Annotated in this window: 24 protein-coding genes; 10 read left to right on the top strand and 14 right to left on the bottom strand. The window is 65.4% G+C overall.

What is annotated here, in order from left to right; all coding sequences use genetic code 11:
* Positions 1-16: 16 nt before the first annotated feature.
* Positions 17-775, top strand: a complete 759-nt coding sequence (locus ABQF30_RS00320; protein WP_448460058.1) for an SDR family NAD(P)-dependent oxidoreductase — start codon at positions 17-19, stop codon at positions 773-775.
* On the opposite strand, the gene ABQF30_RS00315 is transcribed toward ABQF30_RS00320, so the two are convergent.
* Both ABQF30_RS00315 and ABQF30_RS00310 read right to left on the bottom strand, forming a co-directional pair.
* Complete coding sequence (locus ABQF30_RS00315; RefSeq protein WP_448460056.1) at positions 759-2087, bottom strand: L,D-transpeptidase; 1329 nt, start codon at positions 2085-2087, stop codon at positions 759-761. The two genes, ABQF30_RS00320 and ABQF30_RS00315, sit on opposite strands and share 17 nt — an antisense overlap.
* Before the next feature lie 6 nt (positions 2088-2093).
* Positions 2094-3161 (bottom strand): UDP-N-acetylmuramate dehydrogenase, encoded by a 1068-nt coding sequence (locus ABQF30_RS00310; RefSeq protein WP_448460054.1) that lies wholly within the window; start codon positions 3159-3161, stop codon positions 2094-2096.
* A 26-nt stretch (positions 3162-3187) separates the two neighbouring features.
* On the opposite strand from ABQF30_RS00310, the gene ABQF30_RS00305 reads away from it, so the two are divergent.
* The 5 genes from ABQF30_RS00305 to ABQF30_RS00285 all read left to right on the top strand — a co-directional run bounded on the left by ABQF30_RS00305 (position 3188) and on the right by ABQF30_RS00285 (position 6782).
* Positions 3188-3694 (top strand): DUF2505 domain-containing protein, encoded by a 507-nt coding sequence (locus ABQF30_RS00305; RefSeq protein ID WP_448460052.1) that lies wholly within the window; start codon positions 3188-3190, stop codon positions 3692-3694.
* A gap of 22 nt (positions 3695-3716) precedes the next feature.
* On the top strand, positions 3717-4235 hold the full coding sequence (locus ABQF30_RS00300) for a DUF2505 domain-containing protein (protein ID WP_448460050.1): 519 nt from the start codon (positions 3717-3719) through the stop codon (positions 4233-4235).
* Positions 4236-4314: 79 nt separating this feature from the next.
* Complete coding sequence (locus tag ABQF30_RS00295; protein ID WP_448460048.1) at positions 4315-5025, top strand: class I SAM-dependent methyltransferase; 711 nt, start codon at positions 4315-4317, stop codon at positions 5023-5025.
* A 45-nt stretch (positions 5026-5070) separates the two neighbouring features.
* Positions 5071-5886 carry a carbon-nitrogen hydrolase family protein gene (locus ABQF30_RS00290; protein WP_448460046.1) on the top strand — a complete coding sequence of 272 codons (816 nt, stop codon included), beginning with the start codon at positions 5071-5073 and terminating at the stop codon, positions 5884-5886.
* On the top strand, positions 5883-6782 hold the full coding sequence (locus ABQF30_RS00285) for an LmeA family phospholipid-binding protein (RefSeq protein WP_448460044.1): 900 nt from the start codon (positions 5883-5885) through the stop codon (positions 6780-6782). Before ABQF30_RS00290 ends, ABQF30_RS00285 begins: the two co-directional genes overlap by 4 nt.
* Before the next feature lie 4 nt (positions 6783-6786).
* On the opposite strand, the gene deoC is transcribed toward ABQF30_RS00285, so the two are convergent.
* From deoC to ABQF30_RS00255, 6 genes are all read right to left on the bottom strand, one after another.
* The gene (gene deoC, locus ABQF30_RS00280) at positions 6787-7461 is read right to left on the bottom strand and encodes a deoxyribose-phosphate aldolase (protein WP_448463318.1); all 675 of its coding nucleotides are present in this window, start codon (positions 7459-7461) and stop codon (positions 6787-6789) included.
* A complete protein-coding gene (locus tag ABQF30_RS00275; protein WP_448460042.1) occupies positions 7458-7862 on the bottom strand; it encodes a DUF2599 domain-containing protein in 405 nt (134 codons plus the stop codon). Before ABQF30_RS00275 ends, deoC begins: the two co-directional genes overlap by 4 nt.
* A gap of 4 nt (positions 7863-7866) precedes the next feature.
* Positions 7867-8151 carry a DUF2516 family protein gene (locus tag ABQF30_RS00270; protein WP_448460041.1) on the bottom strand — a complete coding sequence of 95 codons (285 nt, stop codon included), beginning with the start codon at positions 8149-8151 and terminating at the stop codon, positions 7867-7869.
* Positions 8152-8216: 65 nt separating this feature from the next.
* The gene (locus tag ABQF30_RS00265; RefSeq protein WP_448460039.1) at positions 8217-8843 is read right to left on the bottom strand and encodes a heparin-binding hemagglutinin; all 627 of its coding nucleotides are present in this window, start codon (positions 8841-8843) and stop codon (positions 8217-8219) included.
* Between the two features lie 52 nt (positions 8844-8895).
* Complete coding sequence (locus ABQF30_RS00260) at positions 8896-9300, bottom strand: helix-turn-helix domain-containing protein (RefSeq protein ID WP_448460037.1); 405 nt, start codon at positions 9298-9300, stop codon at positions 8896-8898.
* Positions 9301-9390: 90 nt separating this feature from the next.
* Entirely contained in the window at positions 9391-10719 is a 1329-nt protein-coding gene (locus tag ABQF30_RS00255; RefSeq protein ID WP_448460035.1) for a DUF445 domain-containing protein, read from the bottom strand.
* A gap of 106 nt (positions 10720-10825) precedes the next feature.
* On the opposite strand from ABQF30_RS00255, the gene ABQF30_RS00250 reads away from it, so the two are divergent.
* Positions 10826-11518, top strand: a complete 693-nt coding sequence (locus ABQF30_RS00250; protein ID WP_448460034.1) for a TetR/AcrR family transcriptional regulator — start codon at positions 10826-10828, stop codon at positions 11516-11518.
* A 16-nt stretch (positions 11519-11534) separates the two neighbouring features.
* Positions 11535-12404 carry a polyphosphate kinase 2 family protein gene (locus ABQF30_RS00245; protein ID WP_448460032.1) on the top strand — a complete coding sequence of 290 codons (870 nt, stop codon included), beginning with the start codon at positions 11535-11537 and terminating at the stop codon, positions 12402-12404.
* A 146-nt stretch (positions 12405-12550) separates the two neighbouring features.
* Here ABQF30_RS00245 and ABQF30_RS00240 read toward each other — a convergent pair whose 3' ends face one another.
* From ABQF30_RS00240 to ABQF30_RS00225, 4 genes are all read right to left on the bottom strand, one after another.
* Positions 12551-13426 carry a cyclopropane mycolic acid synthase family methyltransferase gene (locus tag ABQF30_RS00240; protein ID WP_448460031.1) on the bottom strand — a complete coding sequence of 292 codons (876 nt, stop codon included), beginning with the start codon at positions 13424-13426 and terminating at the stop codon, positions 12551-12553.
* 144 nt (positions 13427-13570) lie between these two features.
* Positions 13571-14431 (bottom strand): 3-hydroxybutyryl-CoA dehydrogenase, encoded by an 861-nt coding sequence (locus tag ABQF30_RS00235; RefSeq protein WP_448460029.1) that lies wholly within the window; start codon positions 14429-14431, stop codon positions 13571-13573.
* Positions 14432-14584: 153 nt separating this feature from the next.
* Positions 14585-15871, bottom strand: coding sequence for an isocitrate lyase (gene aceA / locus ABQF30_RS00230; RefSeq protein ID WP_448460027.1), 1287 nt, complete (start codon positions 15869-15871; stop codon positions 14585-14587).
* 266 nt (positions 15872-16137) lie between these two features.
* On the bottom strand, positions 16138-16959 hold the full coding sequence (locus tag ABQF30_RS00225; protein WP_448460026.1) for an acyl-ACP thioesterase domain-containing protein: 822 nt from the start codon (positions 16957-16959) through the stop codon (positions 16138-16140).
* 117 nt (positions 16960-17076) lie between these two features.
* Here ABQF30_RS00225 and ramB point away from each other — a divergent pair, with 117 nt between their 5' ends.
* Both ramB and ABQF30_RS00215 read left to right on the top strand, forming a co-directional pair.
* Positions 17077-18492 (top strand): acetate metabolism transcriptional regulator RamB, encoded by a 1416-nt coding sequence (gene ramB / locus ABQF30_RS00220; protein ID WP_448460024.1) that lies wholly within the window; start codon positions 17077-17079, stop codon positions 18490-18492.
* A gap of 27 nt (positions 18493-18519) precedes the next feature.
* On the top strand, positions 18520-19071 hold the full coding sequence (locus ABQF30_RS00215) for a carboxymuconolactone decarboxylase family protein (protein WP_448460022.1): 552 nt from the start codon (positions 18520-18522) through the stop codon (positions 19069-19071).
* 57 nt (positions 19072-19128) lie between these two features.
* Here the strand turns inward: ABQF30_RS00215 and ABQF30_RS00210 are convergent, their stop codons facing one another.
* Positions 19129-19398 carry a hypothetical protein gene (locus ABQF30_RS00210; protein ID WP_448460020.1) on the bottom strand — a complete coding sequence of 90 codons (270 nt, stop codon included), beginning with the start codon at positions 19396-19398 and terminating at the stop codon, positions 19129-19131.
* The gene (gene lpdA, locus ABQF30_RS00205) at positions 19395-20789 is read right to left on the bottom strand and encodes a dihydrolipoyl dehydrogenase (RefSeq protein WP_448460018.1); all 1395 of its coding nucleotides are present in this window, start codon (positions 20787-20789) and stop codon (positions 19395-19397) included. The genes ABQF30_RS00210 and lpdA overlap by 4 nt, the downstream gene beginning before the upstream one ends.
* Between the last annotated feature and the right edge of the window lie 15 nt (positions 20790-20804).

Raw genomic sequence — 20804 nt, 5'->3', positions numbered from 1 at the left:
AACTAAAGTTGGACAGATGACGACACCACAGTCAGATCGCCGGGTGGCGGTGGTCACCGGCGCCAGCGCGGGAATCGGCGCCGCCACCGCCAGAACCCTTGCAGCCCTTGGATTTCACGTGATCTGCGCAGCGCGGCGCAGGGACCGGGTAGAGGCATTGGCCGACGAGATCGGCGGAACCGCCGTTGTAGCCGACGTCACAGACCAGGCTTCCGTCGACGCTCTGGCGGCCGGACTGGATCGAGTCGATGTGCTCGTCAACAACGCCGGAGGGGCAAGGGGTTTGGAGCCGGTGTCCACGGCCGACATCGACAATTGGCGGTGGATGTGGGAAGCCAACGTCCTCGGCACGCTGCTGGTGACGCGCGCACTGCTGCCCAAGCTGATCGCGTCCGGCGACGGCTTGATCGTCACTGTCACTTCGATCGCCGCGGTCGAGATCTACGACAACGGTGGGGGCTACACCTCCGCCAAGCATGCGCAAGGTGTGCTGCACCGCACGCTGCGCAGCGAGCTGCTCGGAAAACCGGTGCGGCTCACCGAAGTTGCGCCCGGCATGGTCAAGACCGATTTCTCGCTGAACCGGTTCGACGGCGACGAGGAACGCGCCGCCAAGGTCTACGAAGGTGTCACTCCGCTGGTGGCCGAAGACATCGCCGAGGTCGTCGGATTCGTCGCGAGCCGGCCGTCGCACGTCGACCTCGACCTCATCGTGGTCAGGCCGCGTGATCAGGTCAGCGGGGCGAGCGGGTCCCGGTTCAACCGCCGGGTGTAGGCGACGCCGGCGCGGTCGTCGTCGGGATACCCGACAACCTGGGGGCGTCGGTCGGCGTCGCGGGGGCCGACTCGGGGATGTTCGACGGCGCATCCTGCTCCGACAACGCCGACATCGACTTCCACTCGTTCCAATCCACCGCCCAGTCCCAGATGTCGCCGTCGGCGTAGGACAGCTCGATCCGGGTGCCGGTGACCTCGACCGGATCGCCGTACATGGCGGTGTGGAAGTACTGCTCGGCGTCCGCCAGCGACAGGTTGATGCAGCCGTTGGTGACGTTGCTGCTGCCCTGCGCGCCCGAACTGGCAGGGTTGGCGTGGATGAACTCGCCGTTGTTGGAGATGCGCACCGCGAAGCGCTCACGCAGGTTCGCGTAGCCCGCCGCGGGGTTGGTCATGTAGAAGTCCTCGTACTTCTCGGTGACCACATGGATACCGCTGCGCGTCACGTTGCGGTCGAGGTCGCCTTCGCCGTAGCTGCACGGGAAATCCATGAGCACCGCGCCGGATCCGTCGAGCACCTGGATGCGGTGCGATGACGCGTCGGCCCTGACCACCTGACGCCGGCCGATCTCGAAGTCGAGCGTGGCATCGGCTGCGCCGTAGGCGCCTTCGCCGAAATCGACGCCGTACAGCGGCGCCTTGACTGCCACCTTCGTCCCGGACGGCAGGTATTCGCGGCTGCGCCAGTGCAGGCGCGAACCCTGGGCCTCGTCGGGCAGCCACGCCCAACTACCTTCGGCGTGGGGCTGGGTGATGACCTCCAGCGCCTTTTCGACCGTGGCCTTGTGCTCGTCGTCGATCGACGCGTCGAACTGCAGGATGATCGGCGCGGCCACCCCGACCACCTGGCCGTCGGCGAGCTGGAACTGCCCGCTGACCTGAGTCTGCGGGGCGATGGTGGTGAACTTGCCTTCGACCGGCACCGCCTTGCCGTCGTGTCCCACCACTGAGCCCGCCCAGGTGTAGGTAGCGGCGTAGCCGAGCGGCTCGGTGACGTTGAACGCGGTCCGTTCCCGGTTGAGCTGGCCTGCGACGACCCTGCCGTCCGGATTGGTCAGGCTGACCCGCTGGAACCAGCCGTCGCTGACCTCCACGCCGACCGGGGTGGTCGGCAGCACGTCAGAGGTATCGGCGACCGGGTGATAAGTCAACGTCGGAGCCGTCGGAGCGGCACCGTTGTCGGCTGTATCCGACGAATTGCTCGAGCAGGCAGCCAGCACGCCGGCCCCCATACCCACGGCAAGCACCGTCAAGGCGCGCCGCCGATTCATCAACGGCGCGAGGGCCTGCATATCATCGGCTGAGCTCACGTGGATCTAGGGTACCGACAGAGAGCATCCAAGCAGAATTGGTTCGGGTGTGAGTTCGATCCCGAAGACTTCCCGGACACCTGTCTGAACCGCCCTGGCCAGCGCAATCACGTCGGCACTGGTGGCCTCACCGCGGTTGGTGAGCGCCAGTGCGTGCTTCGTCGACAACCGCGCGGGCGCGTCCTCGCCGGGAAATCCCTTCCCGAAGCCGGCGTGCTCGACCAGCCAACCCGCCGCGAGCTTGACGCCGTCGGTTGCCGGGTAGTTCGGCACCGGCCCGTCCGCCGATGCCTGCACCCGGTCGAATTCCGCACGCGACACCACCGGGTTGGTGAAGAACGATCCGACGCTCCAGGTGTCGTGGTCGTCCGGATCGAGCACCATCCCCTTGCCCGCCCGCAGCCGAAGCACGGCGTCGCGCACCCGCAGCGGGTCAGCCCGCTCCCCGGGTTCGGTGTCCAGCGCGGTGGCCAGTTCGCGGTACCGCAGCGGCGCGCTGTGTCCACTGTCGTCCAGGGCGAACTCCACCTCCAGCACGATGACCGCATCGGAATGCTTGAGCACGCTGGTGCGGTACCCGAACCGCAGCTCTTCCGGTGGGACCCAACGGTCTTCGCCGCTGCGACGGTCCAACAACCGGACCCGCCTGATGGTGTCGGCGACCTCGGCCCCGTAGGCGCCGACGTTCTGCACCGGTGTCGCCCCGGCCGAACCGGGTATCCCGGACAGACATTCCAACCCGCCGAGGCCGTACGCCAGCGCGGTGACGACGACGTCGTCGAACATCGCACCCGCCTCGGCGCGCACGATGTTGCCCTCGACGGTGATCTCGGTATTGGCCACCCGCACCACGGTCAGATCGCGGATGTCGTCGGCCAGCACCACATTCGAACCGCCTGCGAGTACGAGGACGGGTTCGGCTTCACCATTCAGGGCACGCAGAACGGCCACGAGTTGCTCGGTGCTGGTGCAGGTGAGCATCCTGCGGGCGACGGGCCCGACGCGCAGTGTGGTCAGTGGAACCAGCGGAACCGCTTCAGCGACTTCCACGCCGGCAACATGCGAACTGATCACGGGCGGTAACGGTAGCCTGACCAGCTATGCCGCGATCATTCGACATGGCCACCGAGTACGACGGCAGCGTCGAACAGGTCCATCGGGCATTCGGCGACCAACGGTATTGGTTGGCCCGCCTTGCCGATTCAGGTGCCGACGACGCGACTCTGGACAAGCTGACCGTCACCGATGACGGCGGCATCGACGTGGCGACCACCCAGACCCTGCGGGCCGATCGGTTGCCGGGCCTGGTCGCCCAGTTCCACCCCGGCGACCTGAGCATCCAGCGGGAGGAACACTGGGCGCCGATTCGCGACGGCCGGGCGACCGGCACCGTCAACGGCGCGATCCCCGGCGCGCCGGTGGCGCTCACCGGAACCGCCGTGCTGGCACCGGCCGGCGAGAAGGCGCGGCTGACGGTCAAGATCACCGTCGAGGTCAAGGTGCCGTTGGTGGGCGGCAAGATCGAGAACTTCATCGGCGGCCAACTCGTCGACCTGCTCATCGCCGAACAGCGCTTCACCACGGTGTGGATCGCCGACAACGCCTGAACGTGTCGTAGCGTCGACAGCCATGAGCCGGCTCCTGGAGCACACGATGGCGTTCGACGCGCCTGCGGACACGATCTACGCCGCGTATACGAGCCGCGAGTACTGGGACGCCCTGATGGACCGGTACGACGAGCTCACCCCCGGGAAATCCGACATCACGGGGTTCAGTTCCGACGAGCGCGGGATCGACGTGGAGTTCCGGCAGGTCTTGCCGCGCTCGGAGTTGCCCGCGATCCTTCGGACGGTGATACCGCTCGATATGGCCATCAGCCGCAGGCAGCGCTTCGCACCGTACGACCGTGGGCGTGACGCCGCAGACGGCAGCTATACCGCGTCGGTGTCGCACGCCCCGGGCCGGCTCGATGGCCGGTATGAGCTCAGCGGGGCCGCCACCGGCAGCCGGCTGGAGGTGGCCAGCACGTGCAAGGTATCGGTGCCTCTGCTCGGCGGCAAGCTCGAAGACATGGTCCTGCAGTCCGTCAAAGACGTGTTCACCATCGAGGGGGCGTTCACCGCTGAATGGGTCGCGGAGCATTCCTGATCCGGTCGGACGACCGGTCGGGGCGATCACCCGGGGCACCACCGGGTACAACCGGCTGCGCCGCAGCGATCGCTGGCTGATGCATTCGGCGCGGGTGCGCGCCGCGCTGCGGACGGCGGCCGATCCGCTGGTGGTCGATCTCGGATACGGCGGGTTGCCCGTCACCACGCTGGAGTTGGCGGCGCGGCTGCAGGTGGTGCGTGCCGATGTCCGCGTCGTCGGCTTGGAGATCCATCCCGACCGGGTGGCCTCGGCACGCGCGGTGGCCGAGCATCCCCGCGTCCAGTTCGCGCTCGGCGGGTTCGAGCTGGCCGGCCTGCGGCCCGTGTTGGTGCGGGCGTTCAACGTGCTTCGCCAGTACCCCGTCGAGGCGGTCCCGGACGCCTGGGCGACGATGCAACGGCAACTGGTCCCTGGCGGCCTGATCGTCGACGGCACCTGCGACGAGCTGGGCCGCAGATGCTGCTGGGTGCTGCTGAACGCGACCGGCCCGGTCAGTCTCACGCTGGCCTGCGACCCCTTCGCGATCGAGCGGCCGTCGGATCTGGCCGAACGGCTGCCCAAGGTGCTGATCCACCACAATGTGCCAGGTCAGCCGATCCACGCGCTGCTGACCGCGGCCGACCGGGCCTGGGCCAGCACAGCCGGGCACGGCGTGTTCGGGCCGCGTGTGCGCTGGCGGGCGATGCTGGAGTTGCTGAATGCGCAGGGCTACGGCGTACAGCCGCCGCGGCGGCGGATGCGTGACGGGGTCCTCACCGTGGACTGGGCTTCGGTGGCGCCAACCTGAGCTTCTGCTCGGCGAGGAAACGGACGACCCATCTAGGCTCGTGTCATGCGAATTGCCCTGGCGCAGATCGCCACCGACACCGACCCGTCGTCGAACCTGAGCCTGGTCGACGAATACACGCGCAAGGCCGCCGCCGACGGAGCCCGGCTGGTCCTGTTCCCCGAGGCCACGATGTGCCGGTTCGGGGTTCCGCTGGGCCCGATCGCCGAACCGCTCGACGGCCCGTGGGCGTCGGGGGTGCGCGCCATCGCAGCACGGGCGGGCATCGTTGTGGCGGTCGGTATGTTCGCGCCCAGCGATGGCGGACGCGTCACCAACACGTTGATCGCCACCGGGCCCGGCGTCGAAACCCACTACCACAAGATCCACCTCTACGACGCGTTCGGATTCACCGAATCCCGCACTGTGGCACCAGGTTTCGAGCCGGTGACAATCAACGTCGACGGTGTCACGGTCGGCCTCACCACCTGTTACGACATCCGGTTCCCCGAGCTGTACATCGAATTGGCGCGCCGCGGCGCCCAGCTGATCACCGTGCACGCGTCGTGGGGTTCCGGGCCTGGCAAGTTGGAGCAGTGGACGCTGTTGGCCCGGGCCCGCGCTCTGGACACCACCGGGTTCGTCGCGGCGGTGGACCAGGCCTATCCGGGCGACGAGATCGCCAAGGCCGGGCCCACCGGGGTGGGCGGCAGCCTCCTCGCCTCCCCCACCGGTGCGGTACTCGCTGCCTGTGGTGCCGATCCGCAGTTGCTGGTCGTCGACCTCGACCTCGACGCCGCGAGCCGGGCCAGGGAGAGCATCGCGGTGCTGCAGAACCGCTCACACTTCGCTCAGTTCGGTAAGGCACAATCGCTGGGGTGACCGATCCCTGGGCTCGCCCCACCGACCAGGCCCCGCCAGCATCGTCCGAGCAGCTGCCCCCCGGCTATCCGACCACGCCGCCGCCACCTGGTCCTCCGGCCGCACCGCCCCCTGCCGCGCCCCCGCAGAAGGATTCGTCGCCGATGGCGAAGGTCAAGAAGCTGCTGTCCGACCCGCTCTCCGTCGTGCTGGTCGCCGTGATCGTGCTTGCCCTCGTGTTCGCCGGTGTGCTGGGCGGGGAACTCTACGCCCGCAACCGCGCCGACAGCGTGGTCGCCGGCGTCGTCGAATGCATCGTGCAGGACGGCGCGACGGCGTCGTTCGACCCGCTGCCGCCGTTCCTGCTGCAGCACATGTCCGGGCACTACACGAACATCAACATCGAGACCGATGGCAACCAGATCCGGGATGCCAAGGGTATGAAGGTGGCGCTCGACATCAAGGACGTCCGGTTGGAGGACACCGCAGATTCCAGTGGCTCGGTCGGATCACTCGTCGCCAACATCACCTGGTCCACCGACGGCATCCGGCAGACGGTCGCCGACCTGATCCAGTTGCCGTTCATCGGCTCGGCGATCTCGGATGTCTCGACCAACCCGTCCGCCGGAACCATCGAGCTCAAGGGCCTGATCGGCACCATCACGGCCAAGCCCACCGTCGTCAACGAGGGCATCTCACTGCAGGTCACCGAGCTGAATGCGATCGGTATGTCCTGGCCGCGGGAGACCATCCAGCCGATCCTGGACACGTTCACCGGCAAGCTGACCGAGGACTACCCGATGGGCATTCACGCCGACAGCGTCGAGGTCACCGACAGCGGCGTGGTGGCGCGGTTCTCCACCGAGAACGGCTCGATGCCCAAGGCTCAGGACGACCCCTGCTTCGCCGGGCTCTGAGGCCCTACGCGAGGCCGTCGAGCACCGCGCGGGTGCCCGACAACCCGAGCCGGGTGGCCCCGGCGTCGAGCATCGACACGGCCTGCTCGGCGGTGCGGATTCCGCCGCTGGCCTTGACACCGACGGCGGAGCCGACGGCACCCGCCATCAGTTCCACGGCGCGCACCGAGGCACCGCCGCTCGGGTGAAAGCCCGTCGAGGTCTTCACGAAGTCCGCGCCGGCACCCTCGGCGACGCGGCAGACGTCGACAAGCAGTGCTTCACCCGAAAACTCCAGTAGCGCAGCGGATTCCACGATCACCTTCAGCGTCGCTCCCGGAACCGCGGCCCGCACGGCAGCCACGTCCGCGGCCACGCCGTCGAGCTCACCGGCCAGCGCGGCACCCACATCGATCACCATGTCGATCTCGGTGGCGCCCGCGGCGACCGCCAACTGCGCCTCGGTGGCTTTGATTCCGGGGAGGTGCTTGCCGGACGGAAATCCCGCCACTGCGGCGACGGCCAGCCCGGCAGGCGGATTGACGACAGACACCATCGACGGCGACACGCACACCGCGAACACGCCCAGGTCGACCGCTTCGGCGACGACGGCCATCACATCGGCGGCGGTGGCCTCGGGTTTGAGCAGCGTGTGGTCGACGCGTGCGGCCATCTGCTCGCGGGTGTAGGCACCCATCAGAACGGCTCTTCGGTGCCGCCGGGATTGCAGCCGGCGGCCACCATGACGTCCGTAGGCACCTCCGGCCGCCACGGCTCCACGTTCCAGCTGGACTTGCCCGGCTCGGCCAGTTCGGCGAACGTCCAGTGGCAGATGAACTGATCGCGCATACCCGGAATGTCGGCGTCAGGCGCGAGCGCGAGAACCTGGGCCCACGCGTCCTCGGCCTGCACTGACGTGCCGGGCTGACGGGCCAGTTGGCGGGCGGTGTCGGTCGGATAGATCCGCAGGCTCGACAAGTCACCCCACTTGGCCCACTCGACGTGGTCGACGAAAGATTCGGCGGCAGCGGTGGGGGCCAGGATGAGAGCGGATGTCAGGGCAAGGCTCGCCGCGCCGAGCGCGGCCATCGGTGCACGCATCGACTCAGCGCGACTTACCTTGGATTTCAAGCAGTTTCGGTCGGACATCGACCAGATACACGCCGGTGGCGCAGGCCGAGATGGCAGCGCCGAAGGCGTCGCGCAAGAGCAACTCCAGCAGCAAACCCACGCCGATGATGATGAGCCAGACCGGCTTGGTGAGCTTGCCGGTGGCCGTGTATGCATCTGGGCGCTGCATGGCCGCATGCACGAAGGCGTAGACGCCCACGATGAAGACCAGGATGACGAGTATCGAAACAATGACGCCCGCAAGGTTGGCAAGTTCCACCTCACCAGCCTATGCGGGCGCCATCGCGAACGTCGAATGACGGGTGTCAATACCCGCCTGACGGACTACTTCTGGGTCACCTTCTTGGCCGGAGCGGCCTTGCGTGCCGGGGCAGCCTTCTTGGCCGGGGCGGCCTTCTTGGCGGCAGGAGCCGGAGCCTTCTTGGCAGGCGCCTTGGCCGCGGTGCCGGCCTTCTCGGCCTTCTTCGGCAACTCGACTCCGACCAGCTTGGCGGCACGCTCGCCGACAGCACGGGTCTGCGAGGCAACGTTGCCCAGCGCCTCCTGCGTCAGCTCGACGGCCTGGTCGGTGTAGCCCTCGACGCGGGTGGCCGCTTCTTCGAGGGCCGGCTGGTTGCGCAGCCGCTCGAGGGCGGCCTCGCCGCGCTCGACAAGCTTGTTGTAGGTCGCGGTGGCCTGATCTGCGTAGCCCTCGGCGGCCTTGCGCAGCTCATCGGAGTTCAGCCGCTCGCGCAGCTCCCCGAACTGATTCGGCAGGTCTTCCTGCAGCCTGTTGAGGCGGGCGCGGCTCTCCTCGACGCGGGCCTCGGCGTCGGTACGGGCCTCGTCGGCACGCTCACGCAGGCTGACGACGATCTCGTTCACAGTGGCCAGGGCCAGATCGGCGGCGCCAACGGCGGCGAGCAGAGGAGCCTTGAGGTCCTCGATGGTCGGCTGGGTCTTCTCGGTCATGTCGTACTTCCTTTCCACGGATAGCGAATGGTGTGTGTTATCGAGTCGGTTGTCATTCCGTTGAATCAGGCGTCGACTCCTCACCTGCGGCGGCTTCGTTCTGTTGGCGAAACGACGTGTAGATGTCGAGCAGCACCTGCTTCTGCCGCTCCGTGATGCTCCCGTCGTTGACGACGGCGTCGCGGACCTCGCTGGGTTCGCTGGGTTCCAGGATCCCGGCGCGGACGTAGAGAACTTCCGCGGACACCCGCAGGGCCTTCGCGATCTGGTTGAGCACGTCGGCCGAGGGTTTGCGCAATCCCCGCTCGATCTGACTGAGGTAGGGGTTGCTGACGCCGGCCTTCTCGGCCAACTGCCGCACCGATACCTGCGCAGCTTCGCGCTGGGACCGGATGAAACTCCCGATGTCCTGCGCAGCATTGGTCACCACAGCCGCGAGATTCTCATCCTGCGCCATAAGTGGCCCCCTTGTAGGTCGGGTATCCGTTAACGACGGATTCCACGCTACGACGGGGTGCTAACTTTTGCAAGCACTAGCTAGCGCAGGTCAGAAGAGTAGTTGGGCTACCGAATAGATGATCAACCCGGCCAGCGCACCCACGACCGTGCCGTTGATCCGGATGAACTGCAGGTCACGGCCAACATGAAGCTCGATTCGACGGCTCGCCTCGTCGGCGTCCCAGCGTTCGATGGTTTCGGTGATGATTGCTGTGATCTCCACCCCATACTCGGAAACCAGGTGCTGAGCGGCCCGAATGATCCAGTTGTCCACCTTGTCGCGCAGCTCTGCGTCGTCGCGCACCGATTCCCCGATGTGCATCACCGAATCGGCGATCCGGGTCCGCAGCGCCGAGGAGGGATCGTCCACCGACTCCAGGACGATCCGCTTGGCCGCACTCCACGCGGTCTCGGCGGCCCTGGCCACCTCGTCGCGGGCCATGATCTGTTCCTTGACGTTCTCGGCCCGCTGAATCGTCGTCGCGTCGTGCTGGAGGTCGTCGGCGAACTCGAACATGAACTTGGTGGCCGAACGGCGCAGTTCGTGGTCGGGGTTGCGGCGCACCTTGTCGGTGAAGTCCATCAGCTCACGGTGTATCCGGTCGCCCACCAGATGGTCGACCCACCGGGGTGACCAGGTTGGGGAATCGCGTTCGATGACGCGCTCGATGACCTCACCGGCATTGAGGGACCACTGGAAAGCCCGGTCGCACAGGAGCTGGATCAGCGCTTCCTGCCGGTGTTCGGCCAACAGCGTCGCCAGCACCCGTCCGATCGGCGGGCCCCATTGCGGCTCGGCGATGCGTTTGACGATCATGCGGTCCAGTACGTGCTGCACATCCTCGTCGCGCAGCATCTCGACACCGACCCGCAGCACGGTGGAAGCCTCGGCGGCCACTCGCTCGGCGTGGGAACGATCCGAAAGCCACTTGCCCAGCCGGCCCGCCACCTGGGCGTCGCGGAGTTTCGTCTCCACCACCTCGGGCGACATGAAGTTCTCGCGGACGAATGCGCCCAGGCCCTCCCCCAACTGATCTTTCTTGCGTTTGATGATCGCGGTGTGCGGGATCGGAACGCCCAGCGGATGCTTGAACAGCGCGGTGACCGCGAACCAGTCGGCCAGTGCGCCGATCATCCCGGCCTCCGCGGCCGCGCGCACATAGCCCACCCATGGCGCAGCACCATGCGATTGCGCCCAGGTGCACAGCAGAAAGACGATGGTGGCGCCGATCAGGAAACCCAGCGCCACCACCTTCATCCGCCGCAAGCCCCGCCGACGTTCGGCATCGGCAGCGCTGTCAGCGCCGGCCAGCGTCTCGGCGAAGCTGCGCGGTGAGGCAGGCAACGCACGGGTCTCATCAGGAAATCGATGTGCCACCGTTCCATCATCCGCTATCGCATCGGTACCAGGCCGCTCCCTCAAGCCGATTGCGGTCGAGCGGCCGTAGTATCGAGTGGGACTAGGGAATGGGACTACTGCGACAGTGGCACAGCACACGCCTTCGGTGGCGGTGAAGACCGATGGACGTAAGCGGCGCTGGCACCAACACAAGGTGGAGCGTCGCAATGAGTTGGTAGACGGCACCCTGGAGGCCGTCCGGCGACGCGGCAGCAATGTCAGCATGGACGAGATCGCGGCCGAGATCGGCGTGTCAAAGACCGTGCTGTACCGCTATTTCGTCGACAAGAACGACCTCACCACCGCGGTGATGATGCGCTTCGCGCAGACCACGCTGATCCCCAACATGGCCTCGGCGCTGTCGTCGAATCTGGACGGGTTCGACCTCACGCGCGAGATCATCAAGGTGTACGTCGAAACGGTGGCCAACGAGCCGGAGACGTACCGGTTCGTGATGGCGAACAACTCGGCCAGCAAGAGCAAGGCCGTCGCCGATTCCGAGCAGATCATCGCCCGCATGCTGGCCGTCATGCTGCGCCGCCGAATGGCCGAGGCGGGCATGGACACCTCCGGTGCGGAGGCGTGGGCGTTCCACACCGTCGGCGGCGTGCAGCTGGCCACCCACTCGTGGATGTCGAATCCCCGGACGACCCCCGACGAGCTGATCGACTACCTGACCATGCTGTCCTGGTACGCCCTGTGCGGCATCGTCGAGGTCGGCGGATCGCTGGAAAAATTCAACTCGCAGCCGCACCCGTCGCCGATTCCGCCGCGGTAGCTGCTTGACTGGGCCCGTGCCTGAAGACTCCAAACTGCCGTCCCTGTGGACCCACGAACCGCACGTCCAATTGGTCTTCCGCCCCGGCGACAAGGTCGCCGACATCAAGACCAACCACACGCCGGGCTTCAGCGGCTCCAAGTCAGATGCTCCGGCACTGCAGGCCGAGCGCAACGATCGGCTGGCCGAGCTGCAGGAGATGCTCTATGCCCGGAACAAGAGCGGTGACGACAACCGCTCTGTGCTGTTGGTGCTGCAGGGCATGGACACGGCCGGCAAAGGTGGAATCGTCAAACATGTTGTAGGCGCGGCAAATCCGCAGGGAGTCCGGTACACCAGTTTCGGTAAGCCGACCGAGGAGGATCGGGCCCACCACTACCTGTGGCGGATCCGCAACGCCTTGCCGCCCGCCGGGCATATCGGGGTGTTCGATCGGTCGCACTACGAGGACGTGCTGATCGTCCGCGTGCACAACTTGGTGCCGCCCGAGGTATGGGGCGCGCGTTACGACGAGATCAATGCCTTCGAACGCGAACTCGTCGACGCCGGGACGACGCTGGTGAAAGTGGCCATGTTCGTCTCACTCGACGAGCAGAAGCAGCGGCTGGCCGAACGGCTCGAACGGCCGGACAAATACTGGAAATACAACCCTGCGGACATCGACGAGCGACTCCTGTGGCCCAAATACCAGGAGGCCTACCAGGTGATGCTGGACCGAACCTCGACCGACTACGCCCCATGGCACATCGTGCCCTGCGACAAGAAGTGGTACAGCAGGCTGGCCATCACCGAACTACTCATCGAGGCGCTGAAGGATCTCGACATGTCATGGCCGGCAGCCGATTTCGATATCGAAGTAGAGAAGAAGCGCCTGGCTGAAGCCTGATTGCGCGGCGACGACACCGAAACTGCACACAGGGACAAAATCGGCGCCGGATTTGTCCCTGTGTGCAGTTTCGGTGATCCCGACACAAGCCTGCCCCCAAGATCCGCGCTTATGCGCTTCGCTCGGGGGCAGGGTCGAACGAAAAGCTACTTCACCAAGGTGAACTGCCCGACGTTGGTGATGCCGCGACGGAAGAAGTCGGCACAACCGGTCAGGTACTTCATGTAGCGGTCGTAGACTTCCTGGCCCTGCATGGCGATGGCCTCATCCTTGGCCGCCTCCAGGTTGGCCGCCCACATGTCCAGGGTGCGGGCGTAGTGGGGCTGCAGCAGGTGGGTGCGCTCCAACGTGAATCCCGAATCAGCCGCCAGCTTCTCGATGTCCTCGACCGCGGGCAGCTGCCCACCGGGGAAGATCTCCTCGCCGATGAACTTCATGAACTTCAGGTCGCTGATCGTCAGCTTGATGCCGTTCTCCCGGAAGAACTGCTGGGTGTGCGCCAGGATCGTGTGCAGCAGCATGCGGCCGCCGTTTTCGGGCAGGATGCTGTAGGCCCGCTCGAAGAACACCGGGTACCGCTCAGCCTTGAACGCCTCGAAGGCGCCGATCGAGACGATCCGGTCGACGGGCTCGTTGAACTCTTCCCAGCCCTGCAGGCGGATCTCGACCGAGCGTTGGGTATCGAGCTTGGCCAGCCGCTCACGCGCGTAATCCGACTGGGCCTTGCTCAGCGTGATACCGATGACGTTCACGTCGAACTGCGTGATGGCCCGCTCCAGCGCACCGCCCCAGCCACAGCCGATGTCGAGCAGGGTCATGCCAGGCTTGAGGTCCAGCTTGCCCAGCGCCAAGTCGAACTTGGCATTCTGCGACTCGTCGAGGTTCATGTCCTCGCGCTCGTAATACCCACAGGTGTAGCCCATGGTGGGCCCAAGGAAAAGGGCGAAGAAATCGTTCGAGATATCGTAGATCGACTGCGATTCCTCGTAGTACGGCGCCAGTTCGGACTCGACTTTAGACATGCGACAAATAACCCTTTGCATTTTCTTCTGCTGACGACCAACGGAAGGGCCACGCGAGAGATCGCGCAGACTCAGACCGAGCCAGCAGGCCCCTACCGTGGGTAGACTAGCTAAGTGCGCGCCTAAGTGCCAGCTCGGGTCGGTTCAGTACGTGTAGAAGCCCTGGCCGGACTTCTTGCCCAGCTGCCCCGCCTCTACCATGCGCAGCAGCAGCGGCGGTGCCGCATAGAGCGGCTCCTTGAACTCGTCAAACATCTTGTCTGCGATGAGCTTTAGCGTGTCGAGGCCCACCAGATCGGACAGCCGCAGCGGGCCCATCGGGTGCGAAAGTCCGGCCACCACTGCCTTGTCGACGTCCTCGACCGTGGCAAAGCCGGCCTCGACCATTCGAACAGCTGCAAGCAGGTACGGAACCAGCAACGCATTGACCACGAAACCGGACCGATCAGCGCAACGAACTACCTGCTTACCGAGGACTGTGCCGGCGAACTGCTCCGTGCGGGCAACCGCCGCATCGCTGGTGACGAGGGTGCTGACCAGCTCCACCAGCGGCAGCACCGGCACCGGGTTGAAGAAGTGCAGGCCCAACACCCGGTGGGGTTGCTGGGTGGCCGCCGCCAGTTTCATGATCGGGATGCTCGACGTGTTCGATGCCAGCACGGCGTCGGGGTCGGTGAGCACCTGATCGAGCTCGGCGAAGATCTTGCTCTTGACGGCCTCGTCTTCGATCACCGCTTCGATGACCAGTTGGCGGTCGGCGAGGTCGGCGAGCGTGGTGGTGAAGTTCAGCTTCTCCAGTGCCGCCGCCTTCTCCCGTTCGGTCACCTTGCCCGCACTCACCGCACGCTCAAGCGATTTGGTGATCCGGTTGCGTCCGGCGGTGACCAATGCGTCGGTGGTCTCGAAGACCAGCACATCGACGCCTGCACGCGCGGACACCTCGGCGATACCCGCGCCCATCTGGCCGGCGCCGATAACGCCTACTCGTTCAATTGGATTGCTCACTGGAACCCTTACTCCCTCTAACACCGCGACAGGCCCCGCCCAGGATTCTGAGCGGGGCCTGCGCTGTCAACTCCTGTCAGTACCGCGAGCAGACGCAAACTTGTCTGTTTCGGGGCCGAAATGTGCGAGTTTGCGTCTGCTCGGCGGAGAAGCTCAGTGGAACTGGCCCTCTTCGGTCGAACCGGCCAGCGCGGTGGTCGAGCTGGTCGGGTCCACCGTGGTGGCGATCCGGTCGAAGTAGCCGGCGCCGACCTCGCGCTGGTGCTTGGTGGCGGTGTAACCGCGCTCCTCGGCGGCGAACTCGCGCTCCTGCAGGTCGACGTATGCAGTCATCTGGTTACGGGCGTAGCCGTATGCCAGATCGAACATCGAGTAGTTCAGCGCGTGGAATCCGGCCAGCGTGATGAACTGGAACTTGAAGCCCATCGCGCCGAGCTCCTTCTGGAACTTCGCGATCGTCGCGTCGTCCAGATGCTTGCGCCAGTTGAAGGACGGCGAGCAGTTGTAGGCCAGCATCTGGTCGGGGAACTCGCTCTTGACGCCTTCGGCGAACTTGCGGGCCAGCTCGAGGTCCGGGGTGCCGGTCTCCATCCAGATCAGGTCGGAGTACGGCGCGTAGGACTTGGCGCGGGCGATGCAGGGCTCGAGGCCGTTGCGCACCCGGTAGAAGCCTTCCTTGGTGCGCTCACCGGTGATGAACGGCTGGTCGCGCTCGTCGACATCGGAGGTGATCAGCGTCGCTGCCTCGGCGTCGGTACGCGCGATGACGACGGTCGGCACGTCGGCCACGTCAGCGGCCAGGCGGGCCGAGGTCAGGGTGCGGATGTGCTGCTGGGTCGGGATCAGCACCTTGCCACCGAGGTGGCCGCACTTCTTCTCCGAGGCCAGCTGGTCCTCCCAGTGCGAACCGGCGACGCCCGCGGCGATCATCGCCTTCTGCAGCTCGTACACGTTGAGTGCACCGCCGAAGCCGGCCTCACCGTCCGCGACGATCGGCGCAAGCCAGTTCTCCACCGAGGTGTCGCCCTCGACCTTGGCGATCTCGTCGGCGCGCAGCAGCGCATTGTTGATACGACGGATCACCTGGGGCACCGAGTTGGCCGGGTACAGGCTCTGGTCGGGGTAGGTGTGGCCGGACAGGTTGGCGTCACCGGCGACCTGCCAACCCGACAGGTAGATGGCCTTGAGCCCGGCACGGACCTGCTGGACGGCCATGTTGCCGGTCAGGGCACCAAGGGAGTTGACGAAGTCCATGTCGTGCAGCTGCTCCCACAGCACCTCGGCGCCACGGCGGGCCAGGGTCGCCTCCTCGACGACGGTGCCCTGCAGGGCGACGACGTCGGAGGGGGTGTAGGTCCGGGTGATGCCCTTCCAGCGGGGATTGTGATCCCAGTCGTGCTGGATCTGCTCCGGTGACTTCGGGGTGCCCACGGTCGACATAGGACTGCTCCTTCGGTTGTTAAGTCGCTGCGGCGCCGTATGCGTCGTTGCTTGTTAACGTCGCAGCAGCTTCACTCTTGTGCTAACCCGACGATGGCACAGTACATATCCGCAGGTCCACCCGTTTCAGTTGCCAATTTTCGCCAAACCGCCGCGTTAACTTGCGAAGTTTGCGAAGAAACATGATGGCTGTACCGGTTCAGAAGCTACCGACGAGTAACCGGTTTTCGCAGGTCAGTACGCCCGTACTGTTAAACGGGACCGACTTATAGCGCGAACAGTGATGCGACGGCCTTGGTCTCCTCGCCGACCGCATATGTGAGCGTTGTAACAGTCCGATCCGTGAGCTCGGGTCCGAATTTGTCGGTCGAACCGGGCGGATGGGTATGCGAAAGGATCTCCAACTTCTCCCCCAATGCGACCGGAGCGTCGTGCTCGATGGCCACTCGCAGCGGGTTTTCCAGCAGCTCGGGGTGCGAGTACAGGTAGTCCTCGATGACCGTCCAGTACACCGAGTTGTTCATGTGATCGAACAGGTCGATGTCGGACACCCGGACCGGGTACTCGCGGACCTCTCCGGCGTCCTCACGACTGCCGGGTTTGAGGTAGGCCTTCCAGCGCAGCCGCGCCTCGGGAGTAGTGCGCCGGAGGCCCTCGAGGAAGTCATCAGAGATGCGGGCCGGCCCCTGGGTCTCCCGATTGATGTTGATCCAGAACGCCTCGGATTCCATGAGGCCGCCCTTGCGGCCATCTATACGCACGCGCATCTCGCACCACCGGTTGGACGTCCCCGAACACCACCGCCGCATCCGCAGCATGTCCTGGAACTCGATGGGCCGGATCAGGTCGATCATGGTTCGTCGCACGATCCACAGCGGGTGCGTTTCTTCGAAGCCCATCTCGCGTAGCTGATCCGATCCGATGTCCTGGATGTGGCGACACGCGGCATCGAACCGCAACCGGCCCGCGCGGTCGATATCGCCTACCCGCAGCGGCCATTGGCGATCGAAGACGTCCGGATGGGGATCGGGCACCGGCATCATCTTCTTGCCCAGTCCGGTCGTTGGCTTAGCTGCGGTCTCCGTCATTTCGGTCTCCCAATCGATCACCTTGCCCGATCATGCCAGGCGGCCCGATACTGCCATAGCGCCTGTTCTGCCAAGAATGCGAAGACGAGTCTTTGCATCGTTGTTAGGCTATTTGACGTGGCAAAAACGTTTGTCGGGTCACGTGTGCGGCAACTGCGAAGTGAACGCGGTTTCAGCCAGGCGACACTGGCACAGATGCTCGAGATCTCGCCGAGTTATCTCAACCAGATCGAACACGACGTCCGACCGTTGACGGTCGCGGTATTGCTGCGCATCACCGAGGTGTTCGGCGTCGACGCCACGTTCTTCGCCTCACATGACGACACCCGTCTCGTGGCTGAACTGCGCGAGGTGGCGATGGACCGCGACCTCGGCGTGGAAGTCGACCTCAGCGAGGTGGCCGACATGGTCACCGCCCATCCGAAGCTGGCCCGCGCGATGGTCAACCTGCACCGGCGCTACCGCTTGACCACCACGCAGTTGGCCGCCGCCACAGAGGACCGGTATTCCGACGGCAGCGGCAGTGGGTCGATCACCATGCCGCACGAAGAGGTGCGCGACTACTTCTATCAACGGCAGAACTATCTGCACGAGCTGGACACCGCGGCCGAAGACCTCACCGCGAAGATCCGCATGCACCGCGGCGATCTGGCAGGCGAGCTGGCCAACCGCCTGTCCACCGTGCACGGCGTCCACATCGTGCGGCGCATCGACCTGGGCGACACCGTGCTGCACCGCTACGACCCGGCCACCAAGACTCTGGAGATGGGCAATCACCTCTCCCGCGGTCAGCAGGTGTTCAAGATGGCTGCCGAGCTGGGCTATCTCGAATTCGGCGACCTCATCGACAAGATGGTCGACGAGGGCATGTTCACCAGTGACGAGTCGCGCACCCTGGCCCGCCTCGGGTTGGCCAACTACTTCGCCGCGGCCACGGTGCTGCCCTACCGGCAGTTCCACGACGTCGCAGAGAACTTCCGCTACGACGTCGAGCGGCTCTCGGCCTTCTACTCGGTGTCCTACGAGACCATCGGCCACCGGCTCTCCACCCTGCAGCGGCCGTCGATGCGTGGGGTCCCGTTTTCGTTCGTCCGGGTGGACCGGGCAGGCAACATGTCAAAACGTCAGTCCGCCACCGGTTTTCACTTCTCCTCGTCGGGCGGCACCTGCCCACTGTGGAATGTCTACGAGACCTTCAGCAATCCGGGCAAGATCGGAGTGCAGATCGCCCAGATGCCCGACGGCCGCAATTACATGTGGGTGGCCCGCACGGTGGAACGCCGCGCGTCCCGGTATGGGCAGCCCGGCAAAACCTTCGCGATCGGGCTGGGTTGCGAACTGCGCCACGCACACCGGCTGGTGTACTCCGAGGGGCTGGATCTCTCCGGTGAGATCGCCACCCCGATCGGGTCAGGATGCCGCGTGTGCGAACGCGACAACTGCCCGCAACGCGCCTTCCCCGCGCTCGGCCGCGCGCTGGATCTCGACGAGCATCGTTCGACTGTGTCGCCCTATCTCGTGAAGCAATCCTGACGCCAGTGCTGTGACAGACTCGGTTGGGTGAGTGCACTTGAGCCGGCCCGTATCGCGCCGGGCGGATTCCGAGAGCTGGGACCGGTCAACTGGGCCATCGCCAAGCTCGGCGCACGGGCTATCCGGGCGCCGAGATTCACGCTCCTGAACGTTCTCGGTCAGCACAAGTTGTTGTTCCTGGCCTGGCTGCCCTACTCGGGTGTGCTGCTCGGACCGCTGGGCAAGCTGACCCGCAAGGACGCCGAGCTGGTCATCCTGAGGGTCGGCCATCTGCGGGATTGCGAGTATGAGCTGCAGCAGCACCGGCGACTGGCCCGCAGCCGCGGGGTGGATGCCGAAACTCAGGCGAGGATCTTCCAGGGGCCCGACGCCGAAGGCTTGACCGACCGGCAACGCGTGCTGATCACCGCGACCGACGAGTTCGTCGTGACACGCTCGATGTCACCGGAAACCTGGGCTGCGCTGTCCAATCATCTCAACAAGCAGCAACTCATCGAATTCTGCATGCTCGCAGGGCAATACGATGCGCTGGCCGCCACGATGACAACCTTGCGGATCCCGCTGGACTTCCCCGACTGAGTGATTTCGGTGCATCCAGCGGCGCTGACCGCCGCTAAACGCACCCAAATCGCAGGGCTAGAGGTAGGTCACCCCGAGCACGCCGAGCGAGAACAGCACCGGCGATACCGGAAGGCTCCACAGAAATACCGCCAACACCCGCGACTTGTCTTGGTATTTGCGCCAACCCAGCCAGCCGCATGCCACGCCTGCGGCGAACGACAGCCCGGCGACCACCAACACCCACGCGTTGACGGTCGAGCTGTCGGTAGCCAAGGAGATGGCGCCCAGCCACAAGATGTGACCGATCACCAAACCGGCTATGCCGGCGACGATTTCGTTTCTCAAAAGTTGATCATGTGGCCGGCCAGACCGTGGAAGCATTCCTGTAACGCCTCCGACAGCGTCGGGTGGGTGTGCACGTTGCGGGCCAGCTCGTTGACGGTCAGATCCCACTTCTGAGCCAGCGTCAGCTCGGGCAGGAGCTCAGAGACGTCGGGCCCGATAAGGTGCCCGCCGAGCAGCTCACCGTACTTGGCGTCGGCGATCAGCTTCACGAAACCGGTCGGATCGCCCAGGCCGTGCGCCTTCCCGTTGGCGGTGAACGGGAACTTGGCGACTTTAACGTCGTAGCCCTCTTCCTTCGCCTGCTCCTCGGTGAGGCCGAAGCTCGCGACTTGCGGTTGGCAGAAGGTGGCGCGCGGCATCATCCGGTAGTCGCCGAGCGGCAAAGTCTCTGCGCCGCCGATGGTTTCCGCCGCGACAACGCCCTGGGCCTCAGCGACGTGCGCAAGCTGCAGCTTGCCGGTGACGTCACCGATCGCGTAGATGTGGGGCACGTTGGTGCGCATGTAGTCATCGATGCCGATCGCCTTGCGGTCGGTGAGCGCGACACCGGCCTTGTCGAGCCCGAAGCCCTCGACGTTGGGCGCGAAGCCGATGGCCTGCAGCACCTTGTCGGCCTTGAGTTCCTCCGACTTGCCGTCCTTGCTGACGGTGACCTTTACCGTCGCCCCATCGTCGGCAATCCCCTCGACCTTGGTACCGGTGAGAATCTTGACGCCCAGCTTCTTGTACTGCTTCTCGATCTCCTTGGACACCTCGGCGTCCTCGTTGGGCAGCGCGCGCGGCAGGAACTCGACGATCGTCACGTCGACGCCGTAGTTCTTCAGGACGTAGGCGAACTCCATGCCGATCGCGCCGGCCCCGGCGATGATGATCGAGCCGGGCAACTCGCGGGACAGGATCTGCGTCTCGTAGGTGACGACGTTGTCGGACAACGAGGTGCCGGGCACCAGCCTGGTCGACGACCCGGTCGCGATGATCGCGTTGTCGAATTCGACCTTGTCGGTCCCGCCGTCGTTGAGGTCCACCTCCAGGCTGTTGGGTCCGGTGAACTTCCCGTAGCCGTGGATCTCGGTGATCTTGTTCTTCTTCATCAGGAAGTGCACGCCGGCCACCCTGCCGTCGGCGACCTTGCGGCTGCGGTCGAACGCCGCGCCGTAGTCGAACGTGGCCTCACCGCTGATGCCGAATGTCTTGGCTTCCTTGGTGAACATGTGCGCAATCTCCGCGTTGCGCAACAGCGCCTTCGACGGGATACACCCGACATTGAGGCACACGCCGCCCCAATATTTGGGTTCGACTATGGCGGTGTTCAGGCCCAGTTGGGCGGCACGAATAGCCGCGACGTAACCACCGGGACCGGCTCCTACAACGACGACGTCAAAGTGGGTCACGCTCCCACCCTAATG

Source organism: Mycolicibacterium sp. XJ870 (assembly GCF_053483975.1).
Note: the sequence above shows the minus strand (reverse complement) of the source record. Positions and strands in the feature narration are given on the sequence as shown.

Bases quoted from the DNA above. Each gene is read 5' to 3' on its own strand.
- ABQF30_RS00320 (WP_448460058.1), top strand. From the start codon at position 17: ATGACGACACCACAGTCAGATCGCCGGGTGGCGGTGGTCACCGGCGCC.
- ABQF30_RS00305 (WP_448460052.1), top strand. From the start codon at position 3,188: ATGCCGCGATCATTCGACATGGCCACCGAGTACGACGGCAGCGTCGAA.
- ABQF30_RS00300 (WP_448460050.1), top strand. From the start codon at position 3,717: ATGAGCCGGCTCCTGGAGCACACGATGGCGTTCGACGCGCCTGCGGAC.
- ABQF30_RS00295 (WP_448460048.1), top strand. From the start codon at position 4,315: ATGCATTCGGCGCGGGTGCGCGCCGCGCTGCGGACGGCGGCCGATCCG.
- ABQF30_RS00290 (WP_448460046.1), top strand. From the start codon at position 5,071: ATGCGAATTGCCCTGGCGCAGATCGCCACCGACACCGACCCGTCGTCG.
- ABQF30_RS00275 (WP_448460042.1), bottom strand. From the start codon at position 7,862: ATGCGTGCACCGATGGCCGCGCTCGGCGCGGCGAGCCTTGCCCTGACA.
- ABQF30_RS00265 (WP_448460039.1), bottom strand. From the start codon at position 8,843: ATGACCGAGAAGACCCAGCCGACCATCGAGGACCTCAAGGCTCCTCTG.
- ABQF30_RS00260 (WP_448460037.1), bottom strand. From the start codon at position 9,300: ATGGCGCAGGATGAGAATCTCGCGGCTGTGGTGACCAATGCTGCGCAG.
- ABQF30_RS00240 (WP_448460031.1), bottom strand. From the start codon at position 13,426: ATGTCTAAAGTCGAGTCCGAACTGGCGCCGTACTACGAGGAATCGCAG.
- aceA (WP_448460027.1), bottom strand. From the start codon at position 15,871: ATGTCGACCGTGGGCACCCCGAAGTCACCGGAGCAGATCCAGCACGAC.
- ABQF30_RS00225 (WP_448460026.1), bottom strand. From the start codon at position 16,959: ATGACGGAGACCGCAGCTAAGCCAACGACCGGACTGGGCAAGAAGATG.